19 protein-coding genes are annotated in these 20,259 nt (G+C 54.5%); 12 read left to right on the top strand and 7 right to left on the bottom strand.

The window, feature by feature from the left end:
• Positions 1-635: 635 nt before the first annotated feature.
• Positions 636-1,676: an NAD-dependent epimerase/dehydratase family protein gene (locus ONV78_RS12675; RefSeq protein ID WP_279503506.1), complete on the bottom strand. Its 1,041-nt coding sequence runs from the start codon at positions 1,674-1,676 to the stop codon at positions 636-638.
• A gap of 225 nt (positions 1,677-1,901) precedes the next feature.
• Between ONV78_RS12675 and ONV78_RS12680 the strand changes: the two genes are divergently transcribed.
• Positions 1,902-2,897, top strand: coding sequence for a metallophosphoesterase (locus tag ONV78_RS12680; protein WP_279503508.1), 996 nt, complete (start codon positions 1,902-1,904; stop codon positions 2,895-2,897).
• On the opposite strand, the gene ONV78_RS12685 is transcribed toward ONV78_RS12680, so the two are convergent.
• Complete coding sequence (locus ONV78_RS12685; RefSeq protein WP_279503510.1) at positions 2,851-4,338, bottom strand: hypothetical protein; 1,488 nt, start codon at positions 4,336-4,338, stop codon at positions 2,851-2,853. The two genes, ONV78_RS12680 and ONV78_RS12685, sit on opposite strands and share 47 nt — an antisense overlap.
• 160 nt (positions 4,339-4,498) lie before the next feature.
• Between ONV78_RS12685 and ONV78_RS12690 the strand changes: the two genes are divergently transcribed.
• The 3 genes from ONV78_RS12690 (at position 4,499) to ONV78_RS12700 (ending at position 7,107) form a co-directional block, all read left to right on the top strand.
• On the top strand, positions 4,499-6,043 hold the full coding sequence (locus tag ONV78_RS12690) for a long-chain fatty acid--CoA ligase (RefSeq protein ID WP_279503512.1): 1,545 nt from the start codon (positions 4,499-4,501) through the stop codon (positions 6,041-6,043).
• A 173-nt stretch (positions 6,044-6,216) separates the two neighbouring features.
• On the top strand, positions 6,217-6,420 hold the full coding sequence (locus ONV78_RS12695) for a hypothetical protein (protein WP_216737224.1): 204 nt from the start codon (positions 6,217-6,219) through the stop codon (positions 6,418-6,420).
• Positions 6,421-6,549: 129 nt separating this feature from the next.
• A complete protein-coding gene (locus ONV78_RS12700; protein WP_011398644.1) occupies positions 6,550-7,107 on the top strand; it encodes a sigma-70 family RNA polymerase sigma factor in 558 nt (185 codons plus the stop codon).
• A 14-nt stretch (positions 7,108-7,121) separates the two neighbouring features.
• Here the strand turns inward: ONV78_RS12700 and ONV78_RS12705 are convergent, their stop codons facing one another.
• Complete coding sequence (locus ONV78_RS12705; RefSeq protein WP_279503515.1) at positions 7,122-8,414, bottom strand: serine/threonine-protein kinase; 1,293 nt, start codon at positions 8,412-8,414, stop codon at positions 7,122-7,124.
• Positions 8,415-8,745: 331 nt separating this feature from the next.
• On the opposite strand from ONV78_RS12705, the gene ONV78_RS12710 reads away from it, so the two are divergent.
• A complete protein-coding gene (locus tag ONV78_RS12710) occupies positions 8,746-9,213 on the top strand; it encodes a flavodoxin family protein (RefSeq protein WP_279503516.1) in 468 nt (155 codons plus the stop codon).
• 67 nt (positions 9,214-9,280) lie between these two features.
• Here the strand turns inward: ONV78_RS12710 and ONV78_RS12715 are convergent, their stop codons facing one another.
• Together ONV78_RS12715 and ONV78_RS12720 are read right to left on the bottom strand one after the other, a co-directional pair.
• On the bottom strand, positions 9,281-9,916 hold the full coding sequence (locus tag ONV78_RS12715) for a YchE family NAAT transporter (protein ID WP_011398640.1): 636 nt from the start codon (positions 9,914-9,916) through the stop codon (positions 9,281-9,283).
• Between the two features lie 171 nt (positions 9,917-10,087).
• Complete coding sequence (locus tag ONV78_RS12720; protein ID WP_127969340.1) at positions 10,088-10,840, bottom strand: ABC transporter substrate-binding protein; 753 nt, start codon at positions 10,838-10,840, stop codon at positions 10,088-10,090.
• A 698-nt stretch (positions 10,841-11,538) separates the two neighbouring features.
• Between ONV78_RS12720 and ONV78_RS12725 the strand changes: the two genes are divergently transcribed.
• Complete coding sequence (locus tag ONV78_RS12725) at positions 11,539-12,384, top strand: helix-turn-helix transcriptional regulator (RefSeq protein ID WP_279503519.1); 846 nt, start codon at positions 11,539-11,541, stop codon at positions 12,382-12,384.
• The gene (locus ONV78_RS12730; protein WP_279503521.1) at positions 12,381-12,704 is read left to right on the top strand and encodes a cyclic-phosphate processing receiver domain-containing protein; all 324 of its coding nucleotides are present in this window, start codon (positions 12,381-12,383) and stop codon (positions 12,702-12,704) included. The genes ONV78_RS12725 and ONV78_RS12730 overlap by 4 nt, the downstream gene beginning before the upstream one ends.
• 141 nt (positions 12,705-12,845) lie before the next feature.
• Here ONV78_RS12730 and ONV78_RS12735 read toward each other — a convergent pair whose 3' ends face one another.
• A complete protein-coding gene (locus tag ONV78_RS12735) occupies positions 12,846-13,631 on the bottom strand; it encodes an iron-containing redox enzyme family protein (RefSeq protein WP_279503522.1) in 786 nt (261 codons plus the stop codon).
• Between the two features lie 495 nt (positions 13,632-14,126).
• Between ONV78_RS12735 and ONV78_RS12740 the strand changes: the two genes are divergently transcribed.
• The 5 genes from ONV78_RS12740 (at position 14,127) to ONV78_RS12760 (ending at position 19,735) form a co-directional block, all read left to right on the top strand.
• Complete coding sequence (locus tag ONV78_RS12740) at positions 14,127-14,672, top strand: YbhB/YbcL family Raf kinase inhibitor-like protein (RefSeq protein ID WP_279503524.1); 546 nt, start codon at positions 14,127-14,129, stop codon at positions 14,670-14,672.
• Positions 14,673-14,800: 128 nt separating this feature from the next.
• Positions 14,801-15,262, top strand: coding sequence for a GNAT family N-acetyltransferase (locus ONV78_RS12745; protein ID WP_279503525.1), 462 nt, complete (start codon positions 14,801-14,803; stop codon positions 15,260-15,262).
• A 314-nt stretch (positions 15,263-15,576) separates the two neighbouring features.
• On the top strand, positions 15,577-17,595 hold the full coding sequence (locus ONV78_RS12750; protein ID WP_279503526.1) for a methyl-accepting chemotaxis protein: 2,019 nt from the start codon (positions 15,577-15,579) through the stop codon (positions 17,593-17,595).
• A gap of 97 nt (positions 17,596-17,692) precedes the next feature.
• Positions 17,693-19,150: an oxidoreductase gene (locus ONV78_RS12755; protein WP_279503527.1), complete on the top strand. Its 1,458-nt coding sequence runs from the start codon at positions 17,693-17,695 to the stop codon at positions 19,148-19,150.
• Positions 19,151-19,198: 48 nt separating this feature from the next.
• Positions 19,199-19,735 carry an O-acetyl-ADP-ribose deacetylase gene (locus ONV78_RS12760; RefSeq protein WP_279503529.1) on the top strand — a complete coding sequence of 179 codons (537 nt, stop codon included), beginning with the start codon at positions 19,199-19,201 and terminating at the stop codon, positions 19,733-19,735.
• 246 nt (positions 19,736-19,981) lie between these two features.
• Here ONV78_RS12760 and ONV78_RS12765 read toward each other — a convergent pair whose 3' ends face one another.
• Entirely contained in the window at positions 19,982-20,248 is a 267-nt protein-coding gene (locus tag ONV78_RS12765) for a hypothetical protein (protein WP_216737212.1), read from the bottom strand.
• Positions 20,249-20,259 lie beyond the last annotated feature (11 nt).

Raw genomic sequence — 20,259 nt, forward strand, 5'->3', positions numbered from 1 at the left:
TTCTAACCCCGAACAAGGTTTATTTTAAAACTGCAGTGTTGTTGGTCAGACCGCCAATTTCAGATAGCGCTGCGAGATACGACTGATTCGCAAGGTAAACTTCCTGTGTTGCGTTACAAAAACTGGCGACCACAATATGTTGTGCACCTTACTTGTGCGGCAGGTTGTGAAAAACCTGGTGTCCGATGAAGTTCTGTGTATGTCCGGGCCTTTGCGGCCCTGGAGAGAACGCGCCATTTTACGGGTAGAGACTCCCATCGGAGACTTGACTGTCAGAATGCGGGCTGTTAGCGGCTCTGACCCTATATATGGCGATTTCCGCAAAGTATAGCACTATATAATGTGATGTGAAGGCTTGTGAAAAAAATCATTTTAGCGTAGGTAAAGGCCTGTGGAAGGCGTTTATCAGACCTTTGGCCGCCGCATTTCTGGGCTGACGGGGAATATGACAGCAAGGTTGCATAGTAAAAATACGTCTATCAGGCGTCCACTATATATAGTGTTGCTATAAAGCTTAAAATTTAACCAAAATGATGCGCGGTAGAGGCTGATGAGCTGAAAGGAAGTAAGGCCGTGGCAGCCTTACTTTCTATACGGGATTGTCACAGGCTATACGGGCTTGCCACAGGTTCGTCTTAGGCGGAAGCCGGATGGGTGGGGATTTTCGGCGCCACTTTGGCGGCGATGCGAGGTTTCAGTTTGTTCTGGGACAGCAGCCAGGCGATACAGTCCTTCAGTGTCTCTTCCGCATCACGAGGTTTGACTCCCAAATCTTTGGCCGCCTCGCTGCAATCATAGTACGCATAGCGACCCACAACCTCGTAGACCAGATCGTAGGTAAATGGCGGTTTGATGTGCAGCAGCTTGCACAATGTCTCCACCACGCGGGCGAATGTCAGAGTGAGGCCGCGGCCAGTCGGCAGATGGATCGGTTTGACGCCAGTGAGGCGTTTCAAGGCCGCGCCAATTTCTTTAACTTCGATATTCTCTCCGCCCACGACGTAACGTTTGCAGTTTTCCCCTTTGCTTAACGCGGCGACATGAGCGGCGGCGACGTCGCGTACGTCAACCAGGTTTAATCCGCCAGGGTAGGTTTGCCCGAAGCCGTTCAACCAATCCATCACTAACTGGTTGGAAGGAGTGATGCGATAGTCGTTCGGGCCTAACACGATAGCGGGGCAGATGACCACCAGGTGGATGTCATATTCGCGGGCTAGTTTCTGCGCGGCTTTTTCGCTGCGGGTCTTGGCGACGTAGTAGGCGTTTTGCGCGTCGTCGTTCCAGTCCTCTCCGCTGCGTAATGCATGCGGATCATAGGAAAAACCGATGGAGGCCACGGAGCTGGTGTATACCACACGCTTGACGCCGTGTTTGTGGGCGGCCTTGAATACATTTTCCGCGCCTTGCAGCGCCGGTTCGACGATTTCCTCGACGGACTTGGCGATGGTTTTGTACACCGCGGCCATATGAATGATGGCGTCGCAACCTTCGGCGGCGGCTTCCACGGCGGTGGGGTCTTTGACGTCGCCGTAGGCGAACTCTGGCTTGAGTCCGTTGAGCCCGCGCAAATCTGAGCTTTTGCGCACAAAGGCGCGTACTTCATGGTTTTGGTCGAGTAGTTGCCTTACCACGTGGGAGCCGATATGTCCGTTTGCTCCGGTTACCAATACTTTCATGATGTCTCCAGCGTGATGGTCTTGTCTTTGTCTGTTGTAATAATCTAATCGGTCATAAGTACTATTAGCATTGGAATGCGGGTAGCTTAACTCCATCGGAGACGCGAGCCCAGACGAAATGCCCCTTGCAGGCGAATTTTTTGCCCTTTCTCGACTATGCTTAGTTCACATTGGTCATAAGTTATCCGGCCGATGGCGGATCAACCCAAAGGATCACTATTTTTCATGAGCGATGTGAACCGGACGCTTGCCCGCTCCATTCCAGAAACTGAAATACACGATGACGCGGATTTACTGACGAGGCTGGAGCAGCGTCTGGGATTTGTGCATGCGCGTCAGCGCCTGGGAATAGAACAGGATCATGCCCAACGGGTATTCGGCGGTGGAGGTATTAACTTTTTCCACCCGGAAAACTGGTACTCCATGCAAACTCTGATGCGCTGGACCTTCAAGCTGGCGGGAATGTATGAATGGGGGCGACGCAACGCCAGAAACATTCAAGTGACTCACAACCCTGTGCGGCACAGGAAGATTCCTGCTGTGTTCAAGGGCTTTCGCCTGCTGCATCTCACGGACCTCCATGTGGATATGGATGAAGCGATCACCGCCAGATTATTGGAGATTACCGGTAGCCTGGAATATGACCTCTGTGTGATCACCGGCGATTATCGGGCGCAGACCTATGGTCCCGAAGAGGGTGCTCTGGAGGGAATGCGACGTCTGCGTGAACGACTGCGGGGCGAGGCTTACGCCATTTTCGGCAACCACGACAGTATCCGCATGCTGCCGCCTCTGGAGGATATGGGCTATCGCATGCTGATGAACGAGTCTGCGCTGATTGAGAGAGAAGGAGAGAAAATCCAGATCGTGGGCGTGGACGATCCTCACTACTATCGCGTGGACAATCTGCAGATGGCGGCGCAGGGCCTGGATATGTCCCGCTATACTCTGTTGTTGTCGCATACGCCGGAAATTTTCAAACAGGCGGCGCACGCGGGCATTGATCTCATGTTGTGCGGTCATACCCACGGAGGCCAGGTGTGTCTGCCTGGCGGAACGGCGATTACGCTCGACTCGGATTGTCCTCGCTTTGTCGGCAGAGGAAACTGGCGCTGGCGTGATATGGATGGCTACACCAGCACCGGCGCCGGCAGTTCGTTATTGCCGGTGCGCTTTAATTGTCCGCCGGAAGTGGTGGTGCATACGTTTTATCCGGGTTAAACCTGTTTTCCGTGGTGAAGTAGCGCTGAAACAGCAGCGGGTCATCCAGATGGCGACGGCTGGCGAAGGCGACGGCGTGATGTCCCCATTGTCGCATGGCCCCTGCGGAAGGGACGCCCATATTCCAAATCAGAAATCGCTCCAGTCGCTCTGTCCCTTCTACTAAACCATCAGGTTGGAACAGACTTAGCCATGTATCGCCGTCGCGCATCAGGCGCAGAGCGTTGTAATCCTGTAATAGATAAGCCGGGGCTTTCTCTGGAATATTCTCGCGGGGACGGTGCTCCAGTCCTACGACATAATGCGCGCCTGAGCTTAAGCGTAGGACGGGCGTCTCGGAGATTAGCTCGGGCGGGGGCGGTAAGATGATCAGGCGTTCATCGCCTGGCGGCGCGCCAGCAAAGCGAATGTTGGGCTGAACGGGATACCACTTATGATAGCAACCACAGGGATGCACGCTGTCAAAGAACAGAGGGACGCCTTGTGGGTCCAGCGTCACTCGCCACATCAGGCCGTCCAGGGTTCCTCCCAGAATGTCGAAGGGGCTGGTTTTGGGGCGGCTGTTAAACCAGAAAACGTAGACAAGCTGCGGCAGCCACTGTCCTTGCCAGTAAGTCTGCGAGACCCGCGTATAGGCGGTGGGCGTCGCATCAGTGGTCCAGCTTTGCCCTTCGTGAACTGGGCGTCCGGGGATATCGAAGTCGCCTCGCGTTTCGACTACCAGATCCGGGCTGTAGTAAGCGAATAGGCGCCGCCATTCCTGCTCGGAAAGTGAGGGTAATCCTAGGTTGTCCTTGGGTAATGGGAAATTGACTGGCGGCGCGCTGACCCGGGTGGCCGGTATGTAACGTCGCCATTCACCTGTTGGCTGATAATGTTGATACGCCGCAGTCACCTCGTCATTCAAAACGTCAACACGCCAGCTGATTAGTGGTTGCAATACGGCGGATAATCCCAGCCATCGGTGTAGACTGATGTAATCCTCTGGATAACTCAGGGTCTGCAGATGACGCCAGAATGCGGGTTGGCCGACTAATTGATCAGCTTGCTGATGCAGGCAGCTTTCCAGCGAATCGAGAGAAAGCGGTTGAAAAAGGCGCTGGTTTTCCATGTGTCTGGCAAGGCGGCCTTTGGCGTAGTCGCGAGCAACCCAGTCACGTCTTTGTTCTGTATCCAACGTACTCTTGCTCAGGAGCGACAATGTGCGGTCCATGCGCAGGTATTCGTAATCGGGAACCGGCCAGTCTTGTCCGTCAAATGTATGCTGACGAGAGACTGCCTGCTGAAATTGGCTCCAATCGTCGGCGCAGGGTAGGGGCAAAGGCGTCGCTGGCGATTCTGCCGGGTGGTAGCCAACGGAGGCGCAGGCGGACAGGGTCATTAATAAGACCGTTAACGTTAGACGCTTGATGGCGGTAATCATATCGTCCTCGTTACGCATGGATGGGTTTCGCGGCTTGTTCAGACAGGGCAGGATGCGTGTCTCGAATAAGGCGGACTGACCCAGTTTTTGTCCTGACCGGCTGTTTTCGTAAGCGGCGGCCCGGACTATGATGAATAAACATCTGCCTATACAAGAATAATACTTGCGGAGGGAATCCATGTTGAATTTAGCCACTATTCTTACTGAGAGCGCCAAACGTCATCCTCAAAAGGAGGCGCTGGTGTGCGGAGCCGTTCGCCTGACCTACGACCAGGTCGAACATATGACGAATCAGGTCGCCAATAATTTGCTGGCGGCGGGCATTCAGCCCGGCGACCGGGTGGCGCTAAGCTGTCCTAATCTCCATTTTTTTCCTGTCGCTTACTTCGGCATCGTCAAAGCCGGTGCGGTAGCGGTTCCGTTAAATGTGTTACTCAGCGAAGATGAAATCGCCTATCACCTGCGCGATTCGCAAGCCAAGGCCTATATCTGTTTCGAAGGCGTCGCTGACCTGCCGTTGGGACCAAGAGGCGTGGCGGCCTATCATGCTGTCGCCGAGTGTGAGCGCTTTTGGTTGATTCCCAGCGGAGCGGGATTGGTAAAAAGCGACATCCCCGCGTTTTTTGATGAGCTTCTGTCGGGTGATGTACCGGCGCCGGATATTGTGACTCAGGCGGATGACACCGTCGTGGTTCTATATACCTCCGGCACTACTGGTAAACCCAAAGGCGCTGAGCTGACTCACGCTAATATTTTCCTGAATGTGGCGCAATTCGCCCGGCTCAGCGAAGCGCGCCTCGATGATAACCAGCTGGTGGCGTTGCCGTTGTTTCACACATTTGGACAGACGGTGCAGATGTGCGGCGGCTTCTACAACAGTAATAAACTGGTGCTGATTCCCCGTTTTGATCCTAAAGCCGTGGTGGACGCCATGGTGAAAGAGGACATTACCGTATTCTGCGGCGTTCCCACCATGTATTGGGCGTTGTTGCACGGCATTGAGCTGGACGAAGCCACGGTTGTGCGGATTCGCGACCGCTTACGGCTATGCGGATCGGGCGGGTCTTCTTTGGCCATTGAGATTCTGCGCGGCTTTGAAGCCAAATTTCAGGTGCCGATTCTGGAAGGTTACGGCCTCTCCGAAACGTCGCCGGTCGCCTCTTTTAATGTGCTGGATCGTCCTCGTAAGCCCGGCTCGGTGGGCGTGCCAATCTGGGGAGTGGATATCAGGATCGTCGATGAGAAAGGCGCTGAGGTCGCCCGAGGGCAGCGGGGAGAAATTGTTATCCGTGGGCATAATATAATGAAGGGGTATCTGAATCGACCTGAAGCGACGGCGGACGCCATTCGCAAAGGCTGGTTTCACTCTGGCGATATTGGGTATATGGATGAAGACGGCTATCTGTTCATCGTGGATCGCCTGAAGGACATGATTATTCGGGGCGGATATAACGTTTATCCCCGTGAACTGGAAGAGACTATCTTGACGCACCCTGCGGTGTCCTTGGCTGCGGTGGTGGGCGTGCCAGACTCGCAATACGGCGAGGAGATCAAAGCCTTCGTTATATTGAAAGAAGGCGCCAGCGCCGACGCGGATGCAATCCGGGAGTGGTGCAAGAGCAAAATGGCGGCCTACAAGTACCCGCGCCTGGTGGAGGTGTGCGATAGCCTGCCGATGACGGCCACCGGCAAAATTTTAAAGAGGGAGCTCAAATCACTTTAATTGCTGCGAACGCCAATGCCCTTGAGTACAAACAGGAAAGGGCATAGGCGATTTGTTATAAAAAATGACGAAAAGATGACGGCTTTTTCTTTTTGAGGGCGCTTATTAGGAGGAAAACAGGCAGTAACGACCCTGATATACGACTAAGGCCCCTCAGGCCTAAGGGAAAGAAAATGAAAGCACACATCTTTGCAGCACTGCTTGCGTTAATGATGGTGATGTTCCAAGTATTTCTAATGCAGAACAGCAGCGAAAAAACCGTTACCCAGAAAACCGGCGAGCAAGAAAACGCGCATGCCGCTATTCAAGAAGTCGCATTCAATTTCACTTGGCAAGAACCGCAACTGCTGAAAGCCGTTGACGAGCAGTGGAACTAGCGCGAAGGATCGCGCTGTCTGAAAATCTAGTTTGCTAGCCGCCCCTCAGCTCCCTAAAATACGAAGAATAAACAAGATTCTTCAGCATAGGGAATGCATGTTCCCCCGAATTCAGCAGGACTAAAGACTATGGCTGGCTCTCGCAACGTAACTCAGCTACTGGCCGACTGGCAGGCCGGTGATTCGCAAGCCCTTAATCATATTATCGAATCTCTGCACGGCGAACTGCGCACCATTGCGGGCCGCTACATGGCGGGCGAGCGTCAGGGGCACATGTTGCAGGCCACCGCGCTGGTGAATGAGGCCTATTTGCACCTGGTGGATGCAGAGGTCGCCTGGAACGATCGTATTCACTTTCTCGCCGTGGCGGCGCAGACCATGCGTCGCATCCTTGTAGACCATGCCCGTGCGCAGAAGCGTAAGAAGCGCGGCGGCGACGACATTCAGGTGACGCTGCATGAAGCGCAGATTTGCGATGACGGCAGTCAGCCAGACCTGCTTGACCTGGAAGACATCCTGCAAAAACTCTCCAATGTGGATGAGCGCAAGGCGCGCATCGTGGAGATGAGTTTCTTCGGAGGCATGACTCAGGAAGAAATCGCAGAATATCTGCAAGTTTCCCTCTCCACAGTGGAAAGGGACCTGCGTTTCGCCAAAGCTTGGCTGGTGAAAGAGCTTAAAATCTAGTCACGGCGCTCTGTTCAGAGCGCTATCTCTTTCAATTGCTGACTCACGATTTGCCGGTATTGGGGCTTGATATGCCCCACCAGCGAATTGATCAGAATTTCACGATTATCTGACGTGGATGCGTAACGCTGAATCAGTTTGGGAGCGGCCGGGCCGACATGGGCGGTTAGAGCCGCTGCCAAGCGCAACAGATACAAATCCGTCAACTCCTCCTTCACTACCGCTTCCTGATTCTCAATGCGCTGATCCTGACGAGCCCTGTTTTTGGCCCCGGCCTGAGCGATAGGCTGAATAGTGGTGAGCCATTGCAATACTTTGCCCATGGAGTCGAGGCGTTTTTCCGGCTTTTTATGCAGCATCGCCGTCAATAATCGCTTGAACAGCGGGTACTCCTGAAAAACCGCCAGACTGTAGTCCGGTTCTTCGTGCATGACGGCGTGTAATACGGTGGAGGATTTTTCGCCGTCGAACATTTCTCTGCCGGTCAGCATCTCATAAATCAACGTCGCCACGGACCAGACGTCTGTCTGCAGTCCCATGTCGCGACCTTGCAACTGTTCTGGCGACATATAGCGCAAGGTGCCCATACGAGCGCCGCCCAAGGTGATATCGACGCCAGACAGCTTGGCGATGCCGAAATCCAGTATTTTGACGATGCCGTCCTCGGAAAGCAGGATGTTGGCGGGTTTGATATCCCGGTGAATGATGTCGCGTTGATGGGCCGCCTGCAGACCATAAGCAATCTGCTTGGCGATACGGACTACTTGATCCGGCGTCAGCGCGCCTTTGGTTAACGCATTTTCCAGCGTCTCGCCGCTATAGTACTGCATGGCGATATACATGCCGCCGTCACTCATGGCGCCGACATCGTGGATAACACAGACGTTTGGATGATCCAGGCGGGATATGGCTTTGGCTTCCTGCATCAGGCGAAAACGGACGCGTTCGTCGGTCGCGACTTCCGGCGCCAGACACTTCAGGGCCACAAAGCGCTCCAGTCGCGTGTCTTCCGCCTTATACACCCAGCCCATGCCGCCTTCTCCGATCTTGCGAATGATCTTGTAAGGGCCGACCATGACGCCGGGGTGCATCTTCGGCAGCACCAGTGTGGCCTCGGCGGAGGCGATGTCATATTGCTTGGGGAGGATGTCGTCAACGTGCTCATCAGCCTGCACCAGTTGCAGGACTTCTTTCTTCAGCTCGTTGTCCTGGCAATGAATATCCAGATAAGCCCGTTGTTCTTCTGTGGATAGGTCCGCGATTGCTTCGAACAGTTCTTGTATTTGATTCCAGCGAGATACATCCATAATGCGCAGTAGCTTATTTGTCTTAGTTGCTGCTGTTCGGACCAGCGCCGGATGTCCAGGACGGCGTGGGTCGGTTTATTGGGGATAGCGGACGCTCTGATGGCGCGACGCATCGATATCCTCCAGTCCTGTGGAAATTATAGCCTCAGGTGCGGGCCAACCTCTGATTATTGCAATAATCCATCTGCGCAAACATTAACCTGAGGGCGGTTCGGCTTGGTTATATTAACCTCTAAGCGCTGAAATGTCGCAATTGCCCGTCGCTGGCGTTGCAGACGATGTCGATTCAGCCAATCATGGTTGGTGGACGAAGATGTTTAAGGAATGGGATATGGCTGAAAAACACCTGCTCATCGTTGCGCATGCGCCTTCCCCCAATACGCAGAGACTGGTTGAGGCGGTGATGCGCGGCGCTGGGCATGAGGATATCGAGACGGTGACAACGACGTGGATTCCTCCGCTTCAGGCGACGCCGGAGGATGTGTTGGCCTGCGACGCGATTATTCTCGGGACGACAGAAAACCTGGGATATATGAGCGGAGCCTTGAAAGATTTTTTCGATCGCTGCTACTACCCCTGTCTGGAGAAAACCCAGGGACTGCCTTATGCGTTATACATCCGCGCTGGCCATGATGGGACGGGAACCCGGCGGGCGGTGGAGAGCATTGTCACTGGTTTGCGTTGGCGCGCGGCGAGAGAGCCTTTGATCTGTCGGGGAGAGTTTCAGGAAATATTTGTGGCGCAGTGTGAGGAGTTTGGCATGTATGTGGCGGCGTCGCTGGACGCCGGCATCATATGATAACGATTCTTTTGCTGTAGAGCAGAGAAGGGCTCATGACCACGCCCTTCAAAACCGAACCCAGGTATTAGGCAAGAACTGGGAAAAGTCCTTTCAGGCCGTTGGCGATAAACTCAATGGCGATCGCCGCCAGAATTAAACCCATGATACGGGTGAAGATATTGATGCGGGTCTTGGTCAGATGGCTGGAAAACCAGGGGATCATGGAGAACACAAGCCACAAGGTCAGGCAGAGTATCAGAATCGCCACGCCCACCAAGGCGTAGTGAGCCGCGTCAGTGCCCCGGTGGGCGTAAAGAATTACGGTGCTGATCGCTCCTGGGCCCGCGAGCAGCGGCATCGCCAGGGGGACAATTGCGACAGAGTGATGATGTCCTTCCTCTTCCACGGTTTCTTCTTCTGTATGCACGGTGGCGCTGACTTTGGCGTGCAACATGGATATGGCCATCAACAGAATCAGGATGCCGCCGGCTACCCGGAATGAGTTGATGGTGATGCCGAAGAAGCTCAGCAGGTATTCGCCTAATAACATGGATATCAGCAGGATCAGGCCCACGGCGATGACCACGGATTTGCCGATTTTCTTACGTTCCGCTCCGCTGACGTTGGAGGTGAAGGCGACGAATATGGGAACCGCGTTAACCGGGTTCACGATGGCCATCAGGCCGATGAGAATCTTGGTGTATTCATGGAACTCAAGCATAGACGTCGCGCCTTTTACTCGTAAGTAAGGGGAGGTAAAAATTCGGCGCAATCATAGCGGCGGGCCGCTTAATAATCGAGGTAATAAATATACCTACCGTCAGGCGCCGCCATGCTCGTCCGAGTTCCGGCTGCCTATCCGGGACGGCTGAGCGTCCCGGATATCGACAGCTTACTGCATGTAAACGTCAGTAATGGATTTGGCTTCACCGGAGTCGGTGATGGCCTTGAAGCCGGCCTGCAGCGCTTTCAGCACTTCGGGGCTGGTTTCTTTGTTGATCGCCATGTACATCGGGGTGGTTTTGAACACCAGGGCGGGAACCAGATTAGTCATGTCTTCCACTTCCGACGCCACGTAAGGACCGGACAGGCCGTCAGTCACCCACAGGTCGATCTGATCCAGCGCCAGACGGCGTGGGTTCAGGCTGTCGTTGGCGATGGTGGATACATTAAAGCCGCGCTCGATGAGATAGTTGCTCATGACGTCGCCTTTGTAGCCGCCGATACGGTACTTTTTAGCCTGATCAAGGCTAGTCAGCTTCAGGTTGGAGCCCGGTTTGGCGAACAACGTCCATCTGATCTCCGCCAATGGTCCGATCCACTCGAAATAGGGGAGGCGGTCATCTGTTTTGGAGACGCAGTAAATAGCATGGTTGGGCTTGTTTTTGGACCGGTTCATGGACGTAGCCAGATCCCGCAGTTTCAGAGAATACTCAAGAGGCGTACGCTTCAGCAGCGCTCTCACCATCTCCGTACACAACCCTGCAATCTCTTCCTCTTTGTGGGCGAAAGGCTGCCCGCTCAGAGACATGTTATAGGGAGGGTAGTTCTCGGTAAAAATATGCAGCTTTTCCGCAGCCAAGCTTTTACCGCTGACAAGGGCCGCCAGTAGCATATAAGTCCAAAAAGCCAGTTTGGATCTCATATTCAAATATCACCTCTATTTACTTAAAAACGCTTCGTTGGCGCCCGGATGCATCCCGTGCGCCGGCCTTATTAACCAGGTTTGTGATTGTTCCGGCTGCGAGCGACTCCAAGCCTGCTGCTACCGACAATAACCCACACGCAAACTCCGGAAATCAATTCCGGGAATTCGTCCGTAAAAACCCTTTATAGACGGAAGATTCTGTCAGATGGATTACTACATTTTTTTGGACGACTTGTCTGTGGCAAGTCTTTGGGCTCTGCGTCGGCATACGGCTGATTGCCGGTTTGGTCCGCGCGCCCGATTTGTTATATGAAAGGCGCAATTTTATAACACTTTGATGTAATGTTTGTGAGCTTATTGTAATGATAGTTCATGATTTGTTAAGCGCCACATCGGGCGCGGATTCTTGTCTGACGGGCGATTCCACGGCAGGAGAGTGGATGGCGGTGGGCTAACTGGCTTGTGGACTGCATTAAGTTAAGTTTTATTCTTCATTATCCTGTCCGACAGTTTTGCCTCGTAGATATACCGATAGGAATACGCAATGGATTGACGTGTTTTTGATAGGCGACAAACGGGATTAAATGTAATGATAGAAACGGGCGAGCGCGCGTCGCCAGACAGGGCTGAATTTCGCATTTAACTGACTGGCGGAAAGAACTGTTTATCACAACTGATCACAACGGGAGACGAAGGTGTTGCTGGAAACCATGCGGCCAAAGTTGATTCGCCTGATGCAGCGTGAGGAAAAAGAATCCGTCGCGCTGCCTTTCAGCGTCTATCGGTGTCTGCAGCCGCAGAACCTGCACGGCGTGCCGTTCATTGATCCTTGTCTCATCATCGTACTGCGCGGCGCCAAGGTGTTGAGCTTGCAGCCGGAATTGACGTGTCGGTCGGGCGAATTCATTTTGGCTCCGGCGGGTATTGAGCTGCAATTCATGAACCTGCCGGAAGGGGAGTATATCGCTGTGGTGATTGGCTTCTGCGCATCCGATCTGGAAGCGATCCCCGTTTCCGCGTCTCCGGACAGGGACGGCGCGGCCATCGCCAAAGTGGACCGGACGCTGGCGGAATTTCTCAACCAGTGGATTAACTGGATAGACGTCAGTCCGTCGGAGTTGTGGGCGTTGCGGCGCAAGGAGCTGGCGCATTTGCTGTACGCCAAGGGCTACGGGTCTTTGTTGAAAAGTCGTAGCGGGGCGTCCTGGCGTCGTAAGGTGAGTGAGATTCTGATACAGGAGCCGGCGAAAGACTGGAGTTTATTGGAGATCAGCCGCTCGCTGGCGGTGAGCGAATCCACTTTACGCCGTCGCCTGCAATCGGAGAACGCCGGTTTCCGTGATTTGCTGGAGTCCGTGAGGTTGAGCATGGGATTGCATCTGGCGCAAACCACGCTGCTGCCGATCGCCCATATTGCGGATCAATGCGGGTATCAGTCGCAATCCCGTTTTACCGAGCGTTTTAAGCAGCGTTTTGGCATGACGCCGAGTGAGCTGAGGCAAACCCGGCTGGAGGAATTAGGAGAGGGCATTTTGACGTGAGCGAAGTTTATAAAGTTTATCTGGACGATGAGCGTCCAACGCCGCCGGGCTGGACCCGGGTTTATTGGCCGGATGAAGCCATTGCGCTACTGGAGACGGGCGCGGTGGTGGAGATCAGTCTGGATCACGACCTTGGCGACGATGAGCGGGGAACCGGCTATGACGTTGTGCTCTGGATTGAGGAAGCGGTGGCTACGCGGGGTTTCAATCCGCCGTTGATTCGGGTGCATTCCGCAAATTCTTCCGCCCGCAAGAAGATGGAGTTGGGCGTGGAGAATATCCAGGCTCTGGCGAAGAGATTAAGTGCGGTCGTCGGTTAGGACTAACAAGACAACAGCGGCAAGTCTTTTGCGAGCTTTGGGGGCGGCTCCTTGTGCCCCCGGCCTTCCTGGCGGTTCAGATAATTCCTCCTGACCTGAATGCTTCTGTTCCGACTTAAAATTAAAGCTCTGTGCTGCCTGCTATTGCAGTCTGAATTGCGATCCTGGCGGATTGACCAATTCTCCCTCGTCATCGAAACGGGGCAGGTAATCCACGCCTATCCACGAATGCAGCATCGCCCCCCACAGTGAGACGCCTTCCAGCGCCTTACGCAGCAGCACTTTCGCGCGATGAGAGTCGGCGGGATCGCAGTCTTCTGGAAATGACGTCAGATACTCCAGGCCCATAATGGAGTGGTGCTCGTCCGCTTCCACATGAATATCGAAGTAACAATGGCCAGCGTTCAGCTCGTACATTTTGGGCGCCACGACCTTGAAGAAGTCATTGGAGCAGCGCTCGATGCCGCTATTGATGGCGACAAGCCACTTCTCCTGATCCTGCTCAATCGCCAGTTGATAGGCCATATTGACGCAGGCGTTGGTGTATAGACTGGTGATGACGTTATCCAGCTCCGACGCGTTGCGAATAAGCCCATGCTGCAACATCCAATCGCGCAACAGCATGTGATGATCCGCCTCGCCGAAAGCATGTTTGGCGTAAAACGGCATCATAGGATTGTTGCGTAGCGACGTCATACCGAGCATTAGCCCGAGCACTTTGGGAAAAGTCGCGGAATGGTAGTACAGTTGCTCCGCCACAGGCTTGAACTGTCTGGCGTCGTTGAGGTTTCTTACCCAAGTAAAGAAAGGCAGCCGGGTGATATGGTCGCTGGCGCGGTAGATGGGCTCCACCAGCCAGGCATGTCTTTTTCTCAGCGCATCCATTTTTCCATGATCAACCACTTCATATACGGTCTGTTCAGTCATGATCCATCTCCTTTTGACTGTATTGAGAACATTGCGTCGCACCGAAATTGGGTCCTCGGGCGCGTCAATGAAGCGTTAGAACCTCCGTGGAGGTAAGGCTACTGTCCGTAATATCCGGCGCGCCGACAATTTGAAAACCGTAACGAATTGCGACGCCCCTGTAGTGATGCGTTATTGCTGTGAGAAAACAATGTGTTTGCGGCGCAAAATGCAACGAATTGTGTGAGAGGCCTAAGAGTGCGATGTTACTGCGACGAACTGAAACCTCCTGACGCTAAAGGCGATGGGCGCATATTCTGAGTGATAAAGAGTTGATAGCCTGAAGCGATGGGCGGGCGAATTTCAATAAAACGTAACTGCTGGTCACACAAGCATGCAAAAACAAAACTGAACGCATCAGGCGAACTTTTGACGTTTTCAGGCGAACGCCGGCGGGCTCTTTTGGGTAGATTGAAAGCCTGTTATTTAACTCAGTCTGACTATATGGAGACGGCCATGAATACGACGACGGCGGCATTATTGGGGCTTTTGGCGGCCAGCATGTCACATGCGGAGATGACCCTGACCAGTCCGGATGTGACGGACGGCGGCAAGCTATCGAAGCAGCAGGAATATAAAGGATTTGGTTGCGATGGAGGAAATCAGTCGCCGGAGTTGGAGTGGCGGGGAGCGCCAGAGGGAACCAAGAGCTTCGCCATCACCGCCTATGATCCAGATGCGCCCACTGGCAGCGGCTGGTGGCATTGGCAAGTGATCAACGTACCCGCCGATATTAATAAGCTGGAGCGCAATGCTGGCGTGGAGAACTCAACCGCTTTTCCCAAAGGGGCGCAGCAGATTGAGACGGATTATGGCTCCGCTGCATTCGGCGGCGCCTGTCCTCCTGCTGGCGATAAGCCCCATCGCTACCAGTTCAAGGTATATGCGTTAGGCGTGGAAAAGATTGATTTGCCTGCCGATAGCTCCAACGCCCTGGTGGGCTACTATATTCACGCCAATATGCTGGACAGCGCGGTGATTGAAGCGACCTATCAGCGTTAGAACGTTTCCTGCTAAAACCTAACCTTTAGGAATCACTAGTCATAGTGGAACAAAAGGAACAACGAGCGTAGACGAAGCTGTGCTACGCTCGTTTTCTTTTATGTCATTGGGAAAATCAGGGAGCGTTGATGACGGCTGTCGAAGAAATTCTTTTTTGTTCGCCGCGAGATCCTATGGCGGCGACATTGGTGGAGGAACTGTCGCAGGCGTTGCGTAATCTGACTGGCGATGACGGACGTTCGTCCTTCTCGGAAGCCGATGCGGAAACGCCGAACTCCGCGTTTGTGGTGCTGTTGCAAAATGGCGCGCCAGTCGCCTGTGGCGCGCTGCGACCACTACAGGATGACTGTGCGGAAGTTAAGCGCATGTACTCCCGGCGCCCTGGAGGCGGACTCGCTGTGCTGCTGGCTTTGGAGCGGCGCGCGAGGGAGCTGGGCTACCGTGAAATATGTCTTTCAACGCGTAAAATCAATGATCGGGCGGTCTCCTTCTACCGTAAACATGGGTACGTCATTGCCCAGCCTTATGGGAAATATCGGGAGACGGATTTGTCCGTCTGTTTCTCCAAACGGCTGCTACCAAATGCCTGAGAAAGGAAACCGAAGCGGCGTATTAGGTAACAGAAAATAACTCGAAAATTTTCCGCTTTGCCTCTATAAATTGTGATAGGCGTCACAAAACGAGGCGTCTCTGCAGAATGAATGACGTTATAAGGACAAGACGGTCAATTCCCCATAAAAGGAATTCACACCGCGTACATAGATAGTAATAAGTAAATAGATAGTAGTAAGTAAATAGTATCCCTTCCGAACCCAAGCGTGTCCCGCTGGATTCTGATCTGCCAAAGCAGAAGGACCTGCGGACAGCCTGATGAATACGCCTGAGAAAATTCGAGGTGGACGCCATGTTCAGACGGTCTATAGCAGTACGCCTTTCCAGCGTGGTGGCTTTATGCATTGCGGTGGTGCTAGGTGTGGCTTCCTTTTTCCTGATTCGTTCGGTTGACAAATCCGTCACCCAACTCACCCGGTCGGACTTACAGCACTTGGTCGGCGCCGCTCACATGGCGGCTAAAGCGTACAGTGAAGAGCTGGATAACGAGGCGGTGCGCCTGTCGGAAGTATTTGGCCTCACATTCCCCGGTGAGTTCAGCACCAGCGCAGGGGAAAAAGTGGATGTCGCGGGACAAAGCGTCTTTCAGATGTACTCCGGCGACACCCCGTTAGCGGGAAATTATACGGCGGTAGATAATTTCGCCAGCGCCACCGGCGGCAATGCGACGATCTTTGTGCGGCGTGACGATGATTTTGTGCGCCTGGTGACGTCAGTGAAAAAGGAAGACGGCTCTCGTGCTGTCGGCACACTACTGAGTCATTCTTCTCCTGCCTATGAAAAGAATCTGAGTGGCGAGGCCTACACCGGCAAAGTCACGCTGTTCGGGCGCGATTTTATTACCAACTATACGCCGATCAAGAACAGTCGCGGCGATGTGGTCGGCATTCGTTATATCGGCATTGAGTTCTCCAGCTCCCTGGCCAACCTGAAACGTCAACTCGGTTCTCAGCAAATTGGAGAGGAAGGGTTGCTCTTCGTGGTCAACGCCGATAAGGGCGAAGCCCGTGGGACCTTCCTGCTGCATCCTTCGCTGGAAGGCAAAAACGTAGTGGGACAGGACGGACTTGGGCAGGCGGTCACCGCCATGTTGCAAAAGCATAATGGGGAAGTCACCTTCACAGCCCCGGACGCCAATGGCGTACAGCGCAGCTATCTGGCGTTTTTCCAGGAGGCGCCGGAGTTACGCTGGGTAGTCGCCGCCGCCATGCCCATGGACGAGATCTCCGCCACCAGCGACTGGCTGTTGAACGTGATGATCGTAACCGCTGTCTTGATTGTGGCGATCCTGTCCATCGTCATCTGGTTCGCGACCAAGCGTATGGTCGGCAAACCGCTTGAAGAGGCCGTGTTCTGGATGGAGGAAATGGCGCATGGCGACTACTCCCGCGATATCGAGGTCAATCGCGAGGATGAGGCGGGCAGGCTGCAAGAGGCGCTTAACACCATGCACCGGCATATGCGCGACATTGTTAAAGATATCGCCTCCACTGCAACGGATCTGGCTTCGGCTTCGTATCAATTATCCGACGCCAGCAAACAAGTGGCGGCAGGCTCCACACAGCAAAGTCAGGCGGCTTCCTCTATGGCTTCAACCATCGAAGAGCTGACCGTCAGTATCGACAGGCTGTCGGAAAACGCCGACGAAGCGCAACGCCTTTCATCGGAATCATTCCATACGGCGGAAGACGGCGCGGTGGTGATTGAGCGGGCGGGAGAAGAAATGCAGCGCATCTCTACGACTGTGAAGGAGTCTTCTGAAACCATTGGAGCTTTGGGAGAACTATCCGAGCAGATCTCTTCCATTATCATGGTGATTGAGACTATCGCCGGGCAGACCAACCTGCTGGCGTTGAATGCGGCGATTGAGGCGGCCCGGGCGGGAGAACAAGGGCGCGGCTTCGCCGTCGTGGCGGATGAGGTGCGCAGTCTGGCGGCGCGCACGACTGAGTCGGCGCGGGAGATTACCTCCACTATCGCGAAGATTCAGGAAGGCTCGCTGGATGCGGTGGAAACCATGAGTCGCGGCGTAGAGCAAGTGGAGCAGGGCGCCACATTGGCCGGACAGGCCGGAAGCTCCATTCATGGCATTCGCAACAGCGCCAAACAGGTCATGGACGTGTTCAGCGATATCTCTCTCATGCTGCGGGAACAGGCTCAGGCCAGCACCGATGTCGCGCGCAACGTGGAGCAGATCGCTACCATGACGGAAACCAATAATCGTGCGGTGCAGGATGTGGCGACTGCAGCCCGCGAGCTGGAAAATATGGCCGGCGGCCTGAAGACGCTGGTGGGACGTTTCCGCACTTGATGCGCCGCTGCGAGCGGCCCGTTACTCTGCGTTAAGGTGACAAAGGACTGTCGCCTGCAGTATAAAGCGGTTTTAGCCGATGTAGATGGAGAGGACAATGCGTCCGGTACGAACCGCCTTGATTGGCCTGGGATTTTCCGGCCAGACCTTTCACCTTCCGTTTCTTAAAACCCTCCCTGAATTTGAAGTCAGCGCTGTATTGACCCAGCGTGAAGAGCTGGCGCAATCCTTGGCTCCGGAAGCCGCGCATTGCCGCACTATGACGGAACTGCTGCAACAGGATATTGAGTTGGTCGTCATCACCGCGCCTAATGTTGAGCATTATCCGCTGGCGCGACAAGCGCTGGAGGCGGGTGTGCATGTGCTGGTGGAAAAGCCGTTTACGCCCGAGTCCGAACAGGCCAAGGCGTTATGTGAGCTGGCGGCGCAACGTAATCTTGTGCTCAGCGTTTATCACAATCGTCGCTGGGATGGAGACTTTTTGACGGTCAAGTCGTTATTGGAGAGTGGCCGGCTGGGCGACCTCTATCACTTTGAAAGCCATTTTGACCGTTTTCGTCCCCAGGTGCGCGACCGCTGGCGCGAGAAGCCAGGAGCAGGCAGCGGCTCGCTGTATGATCTGGGCTCCCACTTGATTGATCAGGCGCTGTGTCTATTTGGTCCCCCAAAAGCGGTCACCGCGCAAGCTCTGAAGCAGCGCCCGGGCTCTGAAGCAGTGGACTATTTTCATGTCGTGCTGGATTACGCGCCGCTGCAGGTGATTCTGCACGGCAGCGCCTTGACCGCCCAGCCTGGACCTCGCTTTCAGCTGCATGGCGACCGCGCCAGCTATATCAAGCACGGGCTGGACCCGCAGGAAGACGCACTGCGCGACGGGCAGGTTCCAGACAGCGCCAATTGGGGGCTAGAGCCGGAGCACTGTCATGGCATGGTGACGGATGCGGAAGGCTCTCAGGCGCAGGCTACTCAAGCCGGGGATTACACGCTTTTTTACCGGCAACTGGCGATGGCGATTCGCGGCGAAGCGGATAATCCCGTACCACCAAAGCAGGCGATGCAGGTTATCCGCATCATCGAACTGGCGCAGCAAAGCTGCGACGAAGGACGACGCATTGCATTCGAGGAATTAAATCAAGGATATTTCATGGAAGTAACAGGACTGGACCATATCAACATCACGGCGCCGCTGGCCCTTTTGGAGAGCGTGCGCGACTTTTATCTGCATGTGCTGGCGCTGCGACAAGGGCCGCGCCCTTCCGGGTTTCGGCGTCAAGGTTTCTGGTTGTATGCGGGCGAAGCGCCGATTCTGCATCTGACAGTCTCGGAAACGGCTGCCTGCGACAGTGTGGCGACAGGCCATCTGGATCATGTGGCGTTGCGTTGTCGCGGTTTGCCGGAAACCATGCGGCGGCTTGCGGAACACGACTTGAGCCACTCGGTTGAGGTTGTTCCCGGATTGGGGCAAACGCAGATTTTTCTGCGCGACCCTTCCGGCTTGGGCGTAGAGTTGAATTTTGTCGATGAGTTTCCGCAGGATGCGGATCAATCAGCCTGACCCCGTCTAGCGAAACCAATAGGCTGTCAGCAAAGGGAGACGAAAACCATGCTGCAGGACAGAATCGATATCATTCGTGGAGACATCACCCGTTTGCAGGTTGACGCTGTAGTCAATGCGGCGAATAGCGCTCTATGCGGCGGCGGTGGGGTGGATGGCTCCATTCATCGCGCGGCGGGGCCGCAGCTGTTGCAGGCGTGTCGCACCTTGGGGCGCTGCGAAACGGGCTACGCCAAAGCCACTAAAGCATACAACCTGCCTGCGCAATGGGTGTTTCATGCTGTCGGGCCGGTCTGGCGCGGCGGCGACGCCAATGAAGACGCACAGCTGGCGTCCTGTTATCGGGAGTGCTTCCGCCTGGCGCAGCAATATGCTGTCACCTCTATGGCGTTTCCCGCCATCAGTTGCGGCGTATATCGTTTTCCTATCGCCAGGGCTTGCCAAATTGCAATGAGGGAGGTGATGGCTGGGCTACAGCACAACCCCCAGATTGAACGGGTGATTTTCGCTTGTTTTGACGGCCAGGTAGAAGATGCGACGCGAAAAGCGTATGCGGAGATCGTTGGCTCGGACGAGTCGTCCTGAACTTCAATTTACTGGTTTTGTGGATGCATTGGGGCGGGACTTCAAGCGCGTAAAAGCGTCGAGAGAATAAAGGACGCGATATTCCTGTTGGGAGAGAAGGAATATCGCTGCCGGCGGTTCAGGGACGGGAGCCCGTTTTTGAGTCGGTCCTCGCCCTGATTTCGCTCCTTGCCTTGCCGCTGTGAGGCGGTCATACGCGTCATCCGTGATGGCGGTTAGCCGCCGACGTCTCTATCCTTGCGCGCCTCAAGACTCTTCGACTACTTCACCGCGGATGTACTTCACTGTACCGGTGTACTGACCGTCGACCACTTTCTTGTCATCTGCAGACTTAGCTACCGGGATGCGCTTGCCTTGCTCAAAACGGTAGTTTCCGCTGTAGTGAGCGTTAGGGGTAGGCACGTCCTGAACGCTTTCAGCGCGACGGTCCGCCAGGGATTCAGCGCTTGCTACGCCAGCCATTGCGGAAAGAGATAAAGCAGCTACTACTGAAAAAAGTTTTGAAGTTTTCATTTGAAATTTTC

This window comes from Hahella sp. CR1 (assembly GCF_029813005.1).
GTDB lineage: Bacteria > Pseudomonadota > Gammaproteobacteria > Pseudomonadales > Oleiphilaceae > Hahella.

Excerpts from the sequence above, each read along its gene's own strand:
- ONV78_RS12675 (WP_279503506.1), bottom strand. The coding sequence starts at position 1,676 with ATGAAAGTATTGGTAACCGGAGCAAACGGACATATCGGCTCCCACGTG.
- ONV78_RS12680 (WP_279503508.1), top strand. The coding sequence starts at position 1,902 with ATGAGCGATGTGAACCGGACGCTTGCCCGCTCCATTCCAGAAACTGAA.
- ONV78_RS12685 (WP_279503510.1), bottom strand. The coding sequence starts at position 4,338 with ATGCGTAACGAGGACGATATGATTACCGCCATCAAGCGTCTAACGTTA.
- ONV78_RS12690 (WP_279503512.1), top strand. The coding sequence starts at position 4,499 with ATGTTGAATTTAGCCACTATTCTTACTGAGAGCGCCAAACGTCATCCT.
- ONV78_RS12695 (WP_216737224.1), top strand. The coding sequence starts at position 6,217 with ATGAAAGCACACATCTTTGCAGCACTGCTTGCGTTAATGATGGTGATG.
- ONV78_RS12700 (WP_011398644.1), top strand. The coding sequence starts at position 6,550 with ATGGCTGGCTCTCGCAACGTAACTCAGCTACTGGCCGACTGGCAGGCC.
- ONV78_RS12705 (WP_279503515.1), bottom strand. The coding sequence starts at position 8,414 with ATGGATGTATCTCGCTGGAATCAAATACAAGAACTGTTCGAAGCAATC.
- ONV78_RS12710 (WP_279503516.1), top strand. The coding sequence starts at position 8,746 with ATGGCTGAAAAACACCTGCTCATCGTTGCGCATGCGCCTTCCCCCAAT.
- ONV78_RS12715 (WP_011398640.1), bottom strand. The coding sequence starts at position 9,916 with ATGCTTGAGTTCCATGAATACACCAAGATTCTCATCGGCCTGATGGCC.
- ONV78_RS12720 (WP_127969340.1), bottom strand. The coding sequence starts at position 10,840 with ATGAGATCCAAACTGGCTTTTTGGACTTATATGCTACTGGCGGCCCTT.
- ONV78_RS12735 (WP_279503522.1), bottom strand. The coding sequence starts at position 13,631 with ATGACTGAACAGACCGTATATGAAGTGGTTGATCATGGAAAAATGGAT.
- ONV78_RS12740 (WP_279503524.1), top strand. The coding sequence starts at position 14,127 with ATGAATACGACGACGGCGGCATTATTGGGGCTTTTGGCGGCCAGCATG.
- ONV78_RS12745 (WP_279503525.1), top strand. The coding sequence starts at position 14,801 with ATGACGGCTGTCGAAGAAATTCTTTTTTGTTCGCCGCGAGATCCTATG.
- ONV78_RS12750 (WP_279503526.1), top strand. The coding sequence starts at position 15,577 with ATGTTCAGACGGTCTATAGCAGTACGCCTTTCCAGCGTGGTGGCTTTA.
- ONV78_RS12755 (WP_279503527.1), top strand. The coding sequence starts at position 17,693 with ATGCGTCCGGTACGAACCGCCTTGATTGGCCTGGGATTTTCCGGCCAG.
- ONV78_RS12760 (WP_279503529.1), top strand. The coding sequence starts at position 19,199 with ATGCTGCAGGACAGAATCGATATCATTCGTGGAGACATCACCCGTTTG.
- ONV78_RS12765 (WP_216737212.1), bottom strand. The coding sequence starts at position 20,248 with ATGAAAACTTCAAAACTTTTTTCAGTAGTAGCTGCTTTATCTCTTTCC.